Annotated in this window: 13 protein-coding genes; 8 read left to right on the top strand and 5 right to left on the bottom strand. The window is 64.9% G+C overall.

From position 1 onward, the window contains the following. Window positions 1–19: 19 nt before the first annotated feature. Window positions 20–889: an acyl-CoA thioesterase II gene (tesB, locus tag QX071_RS03145; RefSeq protein WP_315702320.1), complete on the top strand. Its 870-nt coding sequence runs from the start codon at window positions 20–22 to the stop codon at window positions 887–889. Here tesB and QX071_RS03140 read toward each other — a convergent pair. Then, window positions 886–1,764: a DUF4339 domain-containing protein gene (locus QX071_RS03140; protein ID WP_315702321.1), complete on the bottom strand. Its 879-nt coding sequence runs from the start codon at window positions 1,762–1,764 to the stop codon at window positions 886–888. The genes tesB and QX071_RS03140 overlap by 4 nt on opposite strands. Before the next feature lie 217 nt (window positions 1,765–1,981). Between QX071_RS03140 and QX071_RS03135 the strand changes: the two genes are divergently transcribed. The 6 genes from QX071_RS03135 to QX071_RS03110 all read left to right on the top strand — a co-directional run bounded on the left by QX071_RS03135 (window position 1,982) and on the right by QX071_RS03110 (window position 8,695). Further along, complete coding sequence (locus QX071_RS03135) at window positions 1,982–2,320, top strand: P-II family nitrogen regulator (protein ID WP_315702322.1); 339 nt, start codon at window positions 1,982–1,984, stop codon at window positions 2,318–2,320. A 72-nt stretch (window positions 2,321–2,392) separates the two neighbouring features. Beyond that, complete coding sequence (locus tag QX071_RS03130) at window positions 2,393–3,697, top strand: ammonium transporter (protein ID WP_315702323.1); 1,305 nt, start codon at window positions 2,393–2,395, stop codon at window positions 3,695–3,697. A gap of 323 nt (window positions 3,698–4,020) precedes the next feature. Beyond that, complete coding sequence (locus QX071_RS03125; RefSeq protein WP_315702324.1) at window positions 4,021–4,359, top strand: P-II family nitrogen regulator; 339 nt, start codon at window positions 4,021–4,023, stop codon at window positions 4,357–4,359. A 39-nt stretch (window positions 4,360–4,398) separates the two neighbouring features. Continuing rightward, on the top strand, window positions 4,399–5,901 hold the full coding sequence (locus tag QX071_RS03120) for an ammonium transporter (RefSeq protein WP_315702325.1): 1,503 nt from the start codon (window positions 4,399–4,401) through the stop codon (window positions 5,899–5,901). Between the two features lie 421 nt (window positions 5,902–6,322). Beyond that, on the top strand, window positions 6,323–7,423 hold the full coding sequence (locus QX071_RS03115; protein ID WP_315701243.1) for an IS4 family transposase: 1,101 nt from the start codon (window positions 6,323–6,325) through the stop codon (window positions 7,421–7,423). 897 nt (window positions 7,424–8,320) lie between these two features. Beyond that, window positions 8,321–8,695 carry a DUF2059 domain-containing protein gene (locus QX071_RS03110; protein ID WP_315703145.1) on the top strand — a complete coding sequence of 125 codons (375 nt, stop codon included), beginning with the start codon at window positions 8,321–8,323 and terminating at the stop codon, window positions 8,693–8,695. 189 nt (window positions 8,696–8,884) lie between these two features. Here QX071_RS03110 and QX071_RS03105 read toward each other — a convergent pair whose 3' ends face one another. The 4 genes from QX071_RS03105 to tsaD all read right to left on the bottom strand — a co-directional run bounded on the left by QX071_RS03105 (window position 8,885) and on the right by tsaD (window position 12,174). Next, window positions 8,885–9,100: a dodecin family protein gene (locus QX071_RS03105; protein WP_315702326.1), complete on the bottom strand. Its 216-nt coding sequence runs from the start codon at window positions 9,098–9,100 to the stop codon at window positions 8,885–8,887. A gap of 168 nt (window positions 9,101–9,268) precedes the next feature. Then, window positions 9,269–9,682, bottom strand: coding sequence for an EVE domain-containing protein (locus QX071_RS03100; RefSeq protein ID WP_315702327.1), 414 nt, complete (start codon window positions 9,680–9,682; stop codon window positions 9,269–9,271). 2 nt (window positions 9,683–9,684) lie between these two features. Continuing rightward, on the bottom strand, window positions 9,685–10,665 hold the full coding sequence (locus tag QX071_RS03095; RefSeq protein ID WP_315702328.1) for an NAD(P)H-dependent glycerol-3-phosphate dehydrogenase: 981 nt from the start codon (window positions 10,663–10,665) through the stop codon (window positions 9,685–9,687). A 441-nt stretch (window positions 10,666–11,106) separates the two neighbouring features. Continuing rightward, window positions 11,107–12,174 carry a tRNA (adenosine(37)-N6)-threonylcarbamoyltransferase complex transferase subunit TsaD gene (gene tsaD / locus QX071_RS03090; RefSeq protein WP_315703146.1) on the bottom strand — a complete coding sequence of 356 codons (1,068 nt, stop codon included), beginning with the start codon at window positions 12,172–12,174 and terminating at the stop codon, window positions 11,107–11,109. Window positions 12,175–12,340: 166 nt separating this feature from the next. Here tsaD and QX071_RS03085 point away from each other — a divergent pair, with 166 nt between their 5' ends. Beyond that, complete coding sequence (locus tag QX071_RS03085; RefSeq protein ID WP_315702329.1) at window positions 12,341–13,078, top strand: uroporphyrinogen-III synthase; 738 nt, start codon at window positions 12,341–12,343, stop codon at window positions 13,076–13,078. Window positions 13,079–13,118: the final 40 nt, after the last annotated feature.

Genomic DNA, 13,118 nt, shown 5'->3' with positions numbered 1-13,118 from the left:
CCAAGCGAAGGCTTAACCCATGTCCAAGGGCCTGATCGACCTGATCTCGATCCTCGACCTCGAGCCGATTGAGGTGAACCTGTTTCGCGGCAACAGCCCGAAGACGAGCTGGCAGCGCGTGTTCGGCGGCCAGGTCATCGGCCAGGCGATGATGGCTGCCTGCCGCACGGTCGAAGGACGGCTGCCGCATTCGCTGCATTGCTATTTCATCCTGCCGGGCGATCCGCAGGTGCCGATCATCTACCAGGTCGAGCGGCTGCGCGACGGCAAGAGCTATGCGACCCGGCGCGTCACCGCGATCCAGCACGGCAACGCGATCTTCTCGGTCATGGTGTCGTTCCACACCGACGAGGAGAGCGCGTTCGACCATCAGGACAAGATGCCGGATGTGCCGCCGCCGGAAAAACTGACTGCCGAAGAAGTCTCCAAGCAGCCGATGTTCCGGGAGATGCCGGACTTCATCCGCCGCTACTACGAATCCGATCGTCCGATCGAACTGCGTCCGGTCGAGCTCGGCCGTTATTTCGGCCAGAAGATCGATGACGGCCGCATCCATGTCTGGATCAGGACTGCGGCCAAGCTGCCGGACGACCCGGCGCTGCATATGTGCGCGCTCGCCTATGCCTCGGACTTCTCGCTGCTCGACGCGGTCATGGCGCGCTACGGCCGCACGCTGTTCGACAAGCGGATGATGCCGGCGAGCCTCGATCACGCGATGTGGTTTCACCGGCCGTTCCGCGCCGACGAATGGCTGCTCTATTCGCAGGATTCGCCGAGCGCGCAAGCCGGCCGCGGCCTGACGCGCGGCCTGATCTTCAAGCCCGACGGCACGCTCGTCGCCTCTGTGGCGCAGGAAGGCTCGGTGCGCGAGCGCAGGTCGCCCACTTAGTGCCCTGAGGCGGGTATCGAAGCGCGCGACACCAGGGCGAACTGTGACACATACCATTGGGTGTACCAGCGCAGCACCCATGGGATCGGGATGATCAGCACGCAGCCGATGGCGAACAACACCGTCCGCCACAGCATCTCGAGCCCGCTCGCGGTGAAGATGATCTCGCGCCGGGTGCCCTGGATGTTGCGACAGATCCAGCGCATCCAGGCCGTGATGACCCAGGCCCAGCCGATGATCGTGATTGCGGAGATGATCATCAGCACATGCCAGCCGACATAGGTGAGCACGCTGCCTTCGAAGCGTCCGATAGGTTGGCCATCGACGATGATATTGCTGACCATCCAACGGACCACCAGCCAGGACAGCAAAACCTGGGCGACCATGACGAGCAATTCCACGACGGGCCTGTTGCTCGGGCCGACATAGATCAGCACGCCCATGCCGATGAAGACATACCAGATGTCGAGCGGCTGGCCTGTGAAGCCCAGCGCGGAGCGGCTCGGCGCTCGGATCCGTTCGATCACGTAACGATAGAAGTAGGTTGCGGTCCACGGCGCCGGAATGACGAAAGCCGTGCCGATCACGAACAGCAGCGCGCGGCCGAGAAACGGCCAGAGTTCGAGCTCGGCCGATAGCGGTCCCTCGGCAATCCCGGCCGCGCCGGAGCTCGGGACCGATCCTGCGGGATGGTCGGCGATGTCGGAGACCAATCCTGGGATATGATCGGCCCTCTCCCAGCCTGCCATGCCCTCGGTCCAGACCAGCGTGTCGGCCGTGACGACGCCCTTGGCGACGAGGTCGCGGAGTGCGCTTTCGGACACCGGACCCTGCTGCTGGCCTTGTAACGCATAATACCAGGGACGATTCGACATCTTGCATCCTCAAGGAGGGGGGAGCCGGCGCGGCGGCGCGTCCTCCCCATCTGTCGGCCGTCGGGGCTTTCCGTTCAGTGAACAGCAGCGATGCCGGACGTTTTTTGCTTAACCCTGCGGAATTTTTGTGCCATGTGCCTATCAACCAGCCAGCCGAGGGGACCATGCTCTGCCTCAGAACCAGGCTGCCTGATCTTGAGGGACCCAAGGCACCGCCATGAAGCTCGTTGTCGCGATCATCAAACCTTTCAAGCTTGACGAGGTGCGGCAGGGCCTCACCGCCATCGGGGTCCACGGCATGACCGTCACCGAGGTGAAGGGCTACGGCCGGCAGAAGGGCCACACCGAAATCTACCGCGGCGCCGAATATGTCGTGAACTTCCTGCCCAAGCTGCGGATCGAGATCGCGGTCGCCTCCGACGTCGCGGACAAGGCGGTCGAGGTCATCACGACGAGCGCGCGCACGGGGCAGATCGGTGACGGCAAGATCTTCGTGACGCCGATCGATCATGCCCGCCGCATCCGGACCGGCGAGACCGACGCCGACGCGCTGTAGGCCGCCACCACTTGCTCGCGCGCGGCGGCGCAGCCGCGCCTTTGCGTTCATCTCGATATGCTGAGGACTGTCATGGGGGCATTTTCGTCTCGCGCTATCCGCGTGCTTGCGGCGACCGCGCTCGCTGCCATCGTAAGCGCATCGCCCGCCTTGGCCGCGGCGCCCGGGATCGACGCGGCCGACACCGCCTGGATGATCGTTGCGACCGCGCTGGTGCTGATGATGACGACGCCGGGCCTCGCCTTGTTCTATTCCGGCATGGTCCGGAAGAAGAACGTGCTCGCGACCATGGCGCAGAGCCTCGCGGCGGTGATGGTCATCTCGATCCTCTGGGTCGCGTTCGGCTACTCGCTGGCCTTCGTCGGCGACGGTCCCTGGCTCGGCTCGCTCAACCGCGCCTTCCTGGCGGGGCTGACCCTCGACAGCGTGCATCCCGCGGCCAAGACCATCCCGGAATCGCTGTTCATGCTTTACCAGATGACCTTTGCGATCATCACGGTCGCGCTGGTGGCGGGCTCGGTGGCGGACCGCATGCGCTTCTCGGCCTATCTGGTGTTCTCCATCGGCTGGTTCATCCTGGTCTATGTGCCGCTCGCGCATTGGATCTGGGGCGGCGGTTTTCTCGCCAGCATGGGCGTGATCGATTTCGCCGGCGGGCTCGTCGTCCACCTCTCGGCCGGCACCGGCGGGCTGGTCGCAGCTTTGGTGATGGGCCAGCGACAGGGCTATGGTGCCGAGAATCTGGCGCCGTTCGACCTGTCGCTTGCGGTGATCGGCACCGGCCTGCTGTGGGTCGGCTGGTTCGGCTTCAACGGCGGCTCGGCGCTCGCCGCCAACTCGCATGCCGTGATGGCGATCCTGGCGACGCATCTCGCGGCCTGCGCGGGCGCGATCACCTGGGGCGCGATCGAATGGTCGGCCCGGCGCAAGCCGTCCGTGCTCGGCATGATCTCGGGCGCGGTCGCGGGCCTCGGCACCATCACGCCGGCCTCGGGCTTCGTCGCGCCCTGGCACGGCATCGTCATCGGCGTGATCGCCGGCGCGGTGTGTTACTGGGCCTGCACCTCGCTGAAGCACCGGTTCAAATACGACGATTCGCTCGACGTGTTCGGGGTCCACGGCATCGGGGGGCTGACGGGAACCCTGCTGGCTGGCGTGTTTGCGACAGCCTCGATCGGCGGCACGGCGGGGCTGCTCGAGGGCCATCCCCGGCAGCTCCTGGTCCAGCTCTATGGCGTCGCCGTCACCCTGGTCTGGTCGGCCGGCGTCAGCTACGGCCTGCTGAAGCTCGTCAGCGCCATCGTGCCGCTGCGGGTGTCCCGTTCCCAGGAACTCGAAGGCCTCGATATTTCGCAGCACGGCGAAGCGCTGCAGTAATCGGCGCCATTTGATCTCATAGCAGCCGGCGAATGTTGCCCTTTGCGTGGGCAGTTCGTCCGGAGGTTGCCTGTCTGCGCAAAAATCGCGCATAATTGCCCATTGTTTGGGCGCGACCGAATAGCGCAGGTCAGGGCTATCCGGCCAAAGGCGGAAAAGGTCCGCATTCATAGTTCGTTAGGCGTCGTTGCCCGTCTGGCACGGCATTTGATTCTAGGCCTCCCGGCTGTGCCCGCGTTGTGAAGATTTCTCCGCGCTGGGGACCTCAGTCGCAAAGAAGTGCTCGGTAACGTCCGTGCCGGGCCCAAGCGGGGATAGGACTCATGAAAATTGTTATGGCGATCATTAAGCCATTCAAGCTGGAAGAAGTCCGTGATGCCCTGACCGCCATTGGCGTTCATGGTCTCACTGTGACGGAAGTCAAAGGTTATGGCCGGCAGAAGGGCCATACGGAAATCTACCGCGGCGCTGAGTATGCGGTGAGCTTCCTGCCAAAGATCAAAATCGAAGTCGCGATCCCGGCCGACCAGGTCGACAAGACCATCGACGCCATCAGCTCGGCGGCGAAAACCGGACAGATCGGCGACGGCAAGATCTTCGTCATCAATCTCGACCACGCCGTGCGCATCCGCACCGGCGAGGCTGATGCCGCGGCCCTTTGATTTCCCGCTCAAATTGAAACACTTACGGAGTAGAAGAAAATGACGTTTAAGCGTCCAACCAGCGCGGGATGGATAACGCTCGCCATCGCAGGGCTCTGCGTTGCAGGATTTGCGGATCTGGCGTTCGCCGAAGACGCACCTGCCGCAGCCGCTGCAGCCGCCCCCGTTCCCAACAAGGGCGACGTCGCCTGGATGCTCGTGTCCAGCGCGCTCGTCCTCATGATGTCGGTGCCCGGTCTGGCCCTGTTCTACGGCGGCCTGGTCCGCACCAAGAACATGGCCTCGGTCCTGACCCAGGTGTTCGCGATCGTCGCCATGGTCGGCGTGATCTGGACACTGTACGGCTACTCGATGGCCTTCAGCGACGGCGGCAGCATGACCTCGTGGGTCGGCGGTTTCTCCAAGGCCTTCATGCACGGCATCGACGCCAACTCGACGGCGGCGACCTTCTCGAACGGCGTGGTGATCCCCGAACTCGCTTATTTCGTGTTCCAGATGACCTTCGCCATGATCACCCCGGCCCTGATCGTCGGCGCCTTCGCCGAGCGCATCAAGTTCTCGTCGGTGATGCTGTTCATCCTGCTCTGGGTGACTTTCATCTACTTCCCGATCGCGCACTGGGTCTGGTACGTCCCGGCGCCGGATGACATCGCCGCTGCGGCCAAGGCGCTCGCTGCGGCGACTGACGCGGCCGCCAAGACTGCCGCTCAGGCCAAGCTCGATGAAGTCAACGCCAACGCCGGTTGGCTCTTCCAGGCTGGCGCCCTCGACTTCGCGGGCGGCACCGTGGTGCACATCAATGCCGGCATTGCGGGCCTCGTCGGCGCGCTCGTGATCGGCAAGCGCACCGGCTACGGCAAGGACCTGATGGCTCCGCACTCGCTGACCATGACCATGATCGGCGCCTCGCTGCTGTGGGTCGGCTGGTTCGGCTTCAACGCCGGCTCCAACCTCGAAGCCAACGGCACCACCGCGCTCGCCTTCGTCAACACCATGGTCGCGACCGCCGGTGCGGCGCTGTCCTGGCTGCTGTGCGAATGGGCCGTGAAGGGCAAGCCCTCGCTGCTCGGCATCTGCTCGGGTGCGGTCGCCGGCCTCGTCGCCGTCACCCCGGCGTCCGGCTATGCCGGCCCGGTCGGTGCGCTGGTGCTCGGCCTCATCGTCTCGCCGGTCTGCCTGTTCTTCGTCTCCACCGTGAAGAACGCGCTCGGCTATGACGACGCACTCGACGTGTTCGGCGTGCACTGCGTCGGCGGCATCATCGGCGCGCTCGGCACCGGCATCCTGGTCAACCCCGCGCTGGGTGGCGTCGGCATCACCGACTACACCAACATCACCGGCAACAACGCCGGCACCTACGACTTCGCCACGCAGATGCTGGCGCAGGGCAAGGCGGTGCTGGCGACGCTGGTGTGGTCGGGCGTCGGTTCGGCGATCCTCTACAAGGTCGTCGACGTGATCATCGGCCTGCGTCCCACCGTGGAGCAGGAGCGCGAGGGTCTCGACATCACCGATCACGGCGAGCGGGCCTACAACTACTGAGTTCTCCCGGGGCTCGGTCCCAAGACACCTCCCGAGGGACCGGGCCAAAACTTCGGTTCGGGCAGATACCCGGCAATGCCCTGACCGTTGAGGGGCTCCAGCGCAAGCTGGGGCCCCTTTCTTTTTTGAGTCGAAGGGCTGATGTGATGGCGACGGATCTCCTGTCTCCCCCGCTGTCATCGCCCGGCTTGACCGGGCGATCCAGTACTCACTGTCGGTCGCGATCGACCGAGAAGCCGCGGCGTACTGGATGCCCCGCCTTCGCGGGGCATGACAGCTGGATATGCGGAAACGTCCTCGCGACACGATGCGTCCGAGCTGTGCTGAATTCGTCACCCTCCAATCATGAGGGCGCAGGGAAGGCCGCATAGGCGTTAAGTTTATGCTTGAGTGTTGGAATCCGCCGTGATTCGAACAGGGGATGGCAGACGAATCGCTCCTGAACGAGGACTGGACGAGAGTGGTTGCGCAGCTGGGCGGGGCTGCGCAGCTCGAGAAAACTGCGCGCCAGACGAAGGCCTTCGCGCGTCGGCGGCAGATTCCAGATGCGGTGACGTTACTTCGGCTGATGCTGGCCTATTGTTTGGGTGAAAGAGGGCTGAGATCGACAGCCGCATGGGCGGCTTCTGTTGGCCTTGCCGACCTCACCAGCGTGGCGTTGTTCTATCGGCTGCGTCAATGTGGTGATTGGTTTGCGGTGCTGGTGGAGGGCTTGCTCGCTGCGGCAGCTCCGAAGGCGAGCCAAGGCCGCCTGATCCGCATCATCGATGCGACGACAGTGCCTCAGGCGGGACCGGCTGCGCGCAAGAACAGTGAGCTTTGGCGCGTTCATAGCGCATTTGATCTGCCCTATGAGCGCTTTGGTCACTTCGAGCTGACAGATCAGCAAGAGGGCGAAACGTTTGACCGGATACCAGTGGTCAAGAACGAGATCCGCATTGCTGACCGCGCTTATCTGCAACCTGACCGCATTGCGGCCGTCCGCGAAGCCGGGGCCGACGTTTTGATCCGAGCGGGCTGGAAGAACGCACGTTGGCTTGACGCCAAAGGCCTTCCGTTCGATCTGATGGCCCAATTGCGTGCCGCGAAGGCGCGCGGACTGGTCGATCGGGAGATTTGGATCAAGCGCAAGGGCGGCGCGCCTCTGGCTATGCGTCTGGTCGCAATCAAGAAGCCCACCGGTGCGGCTGCTGCTTCTCGGCGTAAAGCCCGGCAAGACGCAAAAGATGAAAACCGCATCATCTCCAAAGAAACTTTGGAGGCTGCGGATTGGGTCATTCTGATCACGTCGCTCGCGCGGGACGAGTTCTCCACCAAAGATGTGCTTGCGCTCTATCGATTGCGATGGCGGATCGAGCTTGGGTTCAAGCGACTGAAGAGTCTGATTGGCCTCAAGACGCCGCCAGGAACCGATCCGCGCTCTGCCAAGCCCTACCTGCTGGCCCACCTCCTGATCATCCTGTTGCTCGAGCCGCTTGCCAGCGACTTCGAGGACTCTCCCCACTGGACGCAGGCCGCTTAACGACGCCTGGCGCTTGGCGGGTCCTGCAGCAGCTCGTTGCATCCTTGCTGCAAGCAATCATTCCACAACCAACCATCCGTTGCTTGCGCCGCAGAAAACGCGCGTTGGGGCGCCACCTTCGCGAGCCTCCTCGAAAACGCAAGTATCAATCGATGCTCGCGCTACCTTAACGCCTATGGGGAAGGCCGGGCGCTGGCCGCACCCATGGCCCGCCTGCAGAAAGAAATGCAGGCGGCAGTCACCACAGGTACGAGCCGGAACGACCGGCCTTCCCTGCGCGAATGGTTTTAACGGCTGCTTCGCGTTCTCCCCGGTGCGCCGGGCTTTCTGGCCACCGTCGTCCGCGCGAGGCGAAGCCTCGTCGCGAACTTGGCATCAGCGTCGGGATGCCAGGACCGCGCGACTTGACCGTGCGCGCATCGCTGTTCGTCCGCGCGAGAGACTCGCGCTGCAGCAACACACGCCCATCGCATCCCACAGCCAACGGTTCGTGACGGTCGCGAAACGCCCCTCATGCGGCGGCGGGACGTGCGGAATGATGGTGGTGATTTGCCCGACATGGCAAGCGCGCGGCATTGCGGCAGATTGGCACGACGGGCAAACACGCGGTTTACGAGCCGTAGCGAAAAATCCTCAATCGCGAGCTCCGTCGGTGACCGCTAACTAAGCAAGTTGCCGACGCCTATCGCCGAGTGATGCGCGCCACAAACTTTCTGGTAGAATGCAAGTGGATCTTCGGCGGGATCGCGACTGTGGTCCAAGGGGGAATAAATGCGCTGGTGCCGGTATTTGGTCGTCGGGTTGTCCATACTGCTCGCTGCATCAACGTCTCCTGCCGCAAGAGCACAGGACCCGACGCCCGAATCGCTGGCGGCGGCGAAGGAGCTGATCGCAGTGATGCATCTGAAGGATCAGTTCGCGGCCGTGATGCCGATCATCGTGAAGGGTATGAAATCGGCAATCGTCCAGGGACGCCCCGAGGTGGATCGCCAATATGATGCGATGACCCCCAAGCTGCTCGAGGCATTTCAGAGTAAGGCTTCTGAGTTCTCGGATGCGACCGCGATGATCTACGCCAGGAACTTCTCGGCGGAGGATCTCAAGGTCCTGACCGCCTTCTACAAGACCCCTGCCGGCCAGCGGTTCCTGCAGAAGATGCCGCTGCTCGCACAGGAATCGATGGCCGTCGGAAAGCAATTCGGCCAGGCAGTCGGCGAGGAAATGAAGAAGCGAATGATCGAGGACTTGCGCAAGAGCGGCGTGGATCTTTGAGCCAGGGCACGGCACCGGCCGTGCCCTGGCTCTGGCGATGCGTCCCGGTCGAAGACCTTCGCGATATCCGGTTCAATCTCGCAGACGAGCTTTCATCCTCGGCTATCACCAGCTGGACCGACAGGCGCAATCGGTTCGGTCCCAAATCGATAGGCCGGTTCAGCGATCCGCAACCGGGATATGCTCAGCTCATGAGCCTTCGAACTTGAACGACACGTTGAGCTTGGCCCGATAGGACTCGACTTTCCCCTTGGCGTCGAGCTGCATGTCGAGTTGGACGACTTCTGCGACGCGCAGGTCTCGGAGGGTTTTCGCGGCCTGTTCGACTGCGTTCGCGGCCGCCTTTTCCCAGGATTCCCTGCTGGTACCGATCAGCTCGATGACTTTGTAGACACTGTCAGGCATGTCGTTCTCCTGTTCGGTATGAGCAGGAAGCAGGTGCTTCCTGCCACAGGCGAACGTAGCACCACGATGCCGTGCCCGAAAGAACGCTGCCTGGATCGGCCAGCCACAGGCCCTGGTGCTACCATGAATGGCGCTTGCGCACCGCGTGGCTTACCAGACCTTGCGCAGCTACATCCCGCCCATCTTGCAGACGAGCTTCCATTCCTCCGGCGTCACCGGCTGCACCGAGAGCCGCGACTGTTTCACCAGCGCCATCTCCGACAGCTTCTTCTCCGCCTTGATCGCGACCAACGTCACCGGTGTCTTCAACGGCTTGTCGGCCTTGATGTCGACGCAGACGAATTTGCCGGTCTTGTCGGTCGGGTCGGGATAGGCCTCCTTGATCACCTCGGCGATGCCGACGATCTCCTTGCCCTCGTTGGAATGATAGAAGAAGGCGAGGTCGCCCTTCTTCATGGCCACGAGGTTCTGCCGCGCCGTGAAGTTGCGCACGCCGGTCCAGGCCTCGCCTTTGGCGCCTTTGGCCACCTGCTGTTCCCACGACCACACCGAAGGCTCGGATTTCACCAGCCAGTACGCCATTCTCATTCCTCCGCCTTGAACGGGCGCGTCAGCAGCGCCTCGATCGCCGCCTCGATCGTCAAGTCCCCGTTCAGGATGCCTACCACAGCGTTCGACACCGGCATCTCGATGCCGAGCGACGCCGCCAGCTCGACCAGCACCGGCGCCGTGTATTGCCCTTCCGCCAGCTTGCCGGCGGGCAGCGGCTCGCCGCGCCCGAGCGCCAGGCCCGCGGCGAAATTGCGCGATTGGGGACCGGCGCAGGTGAGAATGAGATCGCCGAGGCCGGACAGGCCCGTCAGCGTCTCGCTGCGCGCGCCGCAGGCGCGGCCGAAGCGGGCGAGCTCGGCAAAGCCGCGCGTGGTCAGTGCTGCGAGCGCCGATGCGCCCAGCCTGCGCCCGGCTACGATGCCGGCGGCGATCGCGAGCACATTCTTGGCGGCGCCGCCGATCTCGACGCCGCGGACGTCCGTGCTGTGATAAGGGCGGAACGTGGCGGAGCCCAGCGCGTGGACGAGATCGGCCGCGAGCGCCTCGTCATGCGCGGCCAGCGTGACCGCGGTGGGCAGGCCGCGTGCGACATCGTCGGCAAAGCTCGGGCCGGAGAGGATGGCCGGGTGTGCGTGCGGCGCGGCTGCCGCGATCACTTCGGTCATGAATTTGTGGGTGCCGTGCTCGATGCCCTTGGCGCAGGCGATGAGTGGCGTGGCGGGTTTCAAGTACGGCGCAAGATGCAGGATGGCGCCGCGCAGATGCTGCGCGGGCACGGCGACGAGCGCGATCTCGGCGTCCGCCGCCTGCGCGAGCTCGCTGGTGATCGAAATCTCAGGTGCGAGCGGAATGCCGGCGAGACGCGGGTTCTCGCGCCGCGCGGCGATCTCCGCGGCGTGCGCGGCATCGCGGGCGTAGAGCGTGACATCTCGCCCGGCGCGCGCGGCGACGGCTGCCAGTGCCGTGCCCCAGGCCCCGGCGCCGATGATGCTGATGGATCGGAAGCGCGACATCACGGGCGGTCTCAGTGCTCCCTCCCCCCTTGCGGTGGAGGGTCGGGGAGGGGGGTGCCACGTGCGAGAGTCTTTATGGGGCCGCCCCCACCCGAAGCTTGGCTTCGGCGTTCCCTTAAGGCGGCCGCCAAATGCGGCCTATGCGCTCCCCGCCAGGGGCAGGGCGATCGCATATGGCGCAAACTGGATCGGGCCTCATGGTTCTCCCGGCGATGCGTAGCATCGTCCGGAGGAGCGCCGCATGCGGCGCTCCTCACCATGAAGGTCTGCCATTTTGCCGCAAACGAGCCCTCGTCCTGAGGAGCTCGCCGGAGGCGAGCGTCTCGAAGGACGGCCGCGGGAGAGCTCGTCGGCCGAGTTTTTCTCCATATGCGATCGCCCTGCCGCAAGGGGGAGGGCAGCGCACCGGCTCTGTGGACATAGAGGACCAACGCACCCTCCTCAAAACCCCGCGCGGGTGTTGGAGAATTTCTCGGGCACGCTGACATTGGCATCGAGCAGCCAGCGGGCGCGGGGCGCGCTGTCCATGCCGTCGGTCAGGCCGAGCGCAAGCCGCTCGGCGCCGGCCCAGGCGATCATGGCGCCATTGTCGGTGCACAGCGCGGGCGGCGGCACGATCAGCGTGGTCCCGGCCTCCTGCGCCACGGAGTCGAGCGCGGCGCGGATCGCCTGGTTCGCCGCGACGCCGCCGGCGGCGACCAGCGCGGTCGGCGCGCCGAAGCGCTGCCTGAACAGCTTCAGGCCGACACGCAGCCGGTCGGCGGTCGAGTCCAGCACCGCCGCCTGGAAGCTGGCGCAGAGGTCGCTGACGTCCTGCGGCGTCACCTCTCCGATCCGGCCGATCTCGTTGCGCACCGCCGTCTTCAATCCCGACAGTGAGAAATTGGCATCGCTGCGTCCCAGCATCGGCCGTGGCAAGGCGAACCGCGCGGCGTCGCCGCTGCGCGCCGCTTCTTCGACCTGCGGCCCGCCGGGATAGGGCAGGCCCAGCATTTTCGCGACCTTGTCGAAGGCCTCGCCCATGGCGTCATCGACCGTGGTGCCGAGCCGGACATAGTCGCCGACACCCGCGACCGCGACGATCTGGGTGTGGCCGCCGGAGGCCAGGAACAGGCAATAAGGGAAGTCGATGTTGTCGGTGAGGCGCGGCGTCAGCGCATGCGCTTCGAGATGGTTCACCGCGACGAGCGGCGTGCCATGCACCAGCGCGATCGCTTTTGCCGTGGTGAGGCCGACAATGACGCCGCCGATCAGGCCGGGGCCGGCAGCGGCCGCGACGGCGTTGAGCTCCGCGAACGCGACGTCGGCTTCACGCATCGCCGCCTTGATAATGCCGTCCAGCAGATCGACATGGGCACGAGCGGCAATCTCAGGAACCACCCCGCCATAGCGCGCGTGTTCTTCGGTCTGAGAGCGCACCACATTGGAAAGGATCCGCCCCTTGCCGTCCGAAGCACGCGCGACCACCGCCGCGGCGGTCTCGTCGCAGGTGGTCTCGATGCCCAGCACCAGCGCTTGTGAATCGTTACCCAATCTCAACCCTTCGGTTATTATGTGGCGCGATCTCCCGCCATGGGACCGCCTAACACCACGAGGTCGCAAGGTGCAATCGTCTGTCAATTGCGACTTTGTCAATTGCGACCCGGCGGCGCGCTGCCCAGCGAGAGCATAGCACATGGCTGTGCTGGTGACCCGCCCATCCCCCGATAATCTCCGCACTGCGGACGCCTTGCGCGCGCGCGGCTTCGACGTGCTGTTGGCGCCGATGCTGCGCTTCGAGCCGTTGCCGCTTCCGGCCGATCTGGGCGGCGATGTCGGCGCCGTCATCGCCACCTCGGCCAATGCGCTGCGCGCCGCCGCGCCGCAATTGTCCGGCTCGCCGCTCATCGCGTTGCCGCTGTTCACCGTCGGTGCGCAGACTGCGTCGGCGGCGCGCGAGGCTGGATTTACGGAGGTCATCTCGGCCGATGGCGATGCGGCGCGCCTGCGGGAGCTGGTCGTCGACAGCGCCGCCGCGCGCGTGTTCGAGGCGAGCAGGACCCTGCTTTATCTCGCCGGCAGCGACATCTCGCGCGATCTCGCCTCCGAGCTGATCGAGCGCGGCTTCGATGTGGTGACGGCGACGGTCTATCGGATGGCGCAGGTCAGCGCGCTGCCGCGGGAGGTCTGCGATGCCTTTGCCGCCGACCGCGTCGAGGCCGTGGTGCATTACTCGCGCCGGAGCGCCGAGGCCTTTGTGGCGGCGGCGCGCGCCGAAGGCGTCGAAATCTCGGCGCTCTCGGTGCCGCAATACTGCATCTCCGATTCGGTGGCGGGGGTGTTGCGCGAGGCCGGCGCCGCCCGCGTGACGTTCGCGGCGCATCCCGATGAACAAAATTTGTTGGAGGGCCTGACCCGTGCGTTGCGGCCGTGAATGGCGTAAGAGGGCCTGCCCAATCTCTAGTCAAGGGAAC

The organism is Bradyrhizobium sp. SZCCHNS1022, from assembly GCF_032484835.1.
In the GTDB taxonomy this organism is placed as follows: domain Bacteria; phylum Pseudomonadota; class Alphaproteobacteria; order Rhizobiales; family Xanthobacteraceae; genus Bradyrhizobium.
Note: the sequence above shows the minus strand (reverse complement) of the source record. Positions and strands in the feature narration are given on the sequence as shown.

What these genes read in the sequence shown, in the direction of transcription:
- QX071_RS03140 (WP_315702321.1), bottom strand. Translation starts at nt 1,764, where the DNA reads ATGTCGAATCGTCCCTGGTATTATGCGTTACAAGGCCAGCAGCAGGGT.
- QX071_RS03100 (WP_315702327.1), bottom strand. Translation starts at nt 9,682, where the DNA reads ATGGCGTACTGGCTGGTGAAATCCGAGCCTTCGGTGTGGTCGTGGGAA.
- tesB (WP_315702320.1), top strand. Translation starts at nt 20, where the DNA reads ATGTCCAAGGGCCTGATCGACCTGATCTCGATCCTCGACCTCGAGCCG.
- QX071_RS03125 (WP_315702324.1), top strand. Translation starts at nt 4,021, where the DNA reads ATGAAAATTGTTATGGCGATCATTAAGCCATTCAAGCTGGAAGAAGTC.
- QX071_RS03085 (WP_315702329.1), top strand. Translation starts at nt 12,341, where the DNA reads ATGGCTGTGCTGGTGACCCGCCCATCCCCCGATAATCTCCGCACTGCG.
- QX071_RS03105 (WP_315702326.1), bottom strand. Translation starts at nt 9,100, where the DNA reads ATGCCTGACAGTGTCTACAAAGTCATCGAGCTGATCGGTACCAGCAGG.
- QX071_RS03110 (WP_315703145.1), top strand. Translation starts at nt 8,321, where the DNA reads ATGCATCTGAAGGATCAGTTCGCGGCCGTGATGCCGATCATCGTGAAG.
- QX071_RS03095 (WP_315702328.1), bottom strand. Translation starts at nt 10,665, where the DNA reads ATGTCGCGCTTCCGATCCATCAGCATCATCGGCGCCGGGGCCTGGGGC.
- QX071_RS03120 (WP_315702325.1), top strand. Translation starts at nt 4,399, where the DNA reads ATGACGTTTAAGCGTCCAACCAGCGCGGGATGGATAACGCTCGCCATC.
- QX071_RS03130 (WP_315702323.1), top strand. Translation starts at nt 2,393, where the DNA reads ATGGGGGCATTTTCGTCTCGCGCTATCCGCGTGCTTGCGGCGACCGCG.
- QX071_RS03135 (WP_315702322.1), top strand. Translation starts at nt 1,982, where the DNA reads ATGAAGCTCGTTGTCGCGATCATCAAACCTTTCAAGCTTGACGAGGTG.
- QX071_RS03115 (WP_315701243.1), top strand. Translation starts at nt 6,323, where the DNA reads ATGGCAGACGAATCGCTCCTGAACGAGGACTGGACGAGAGTGGTTGCG.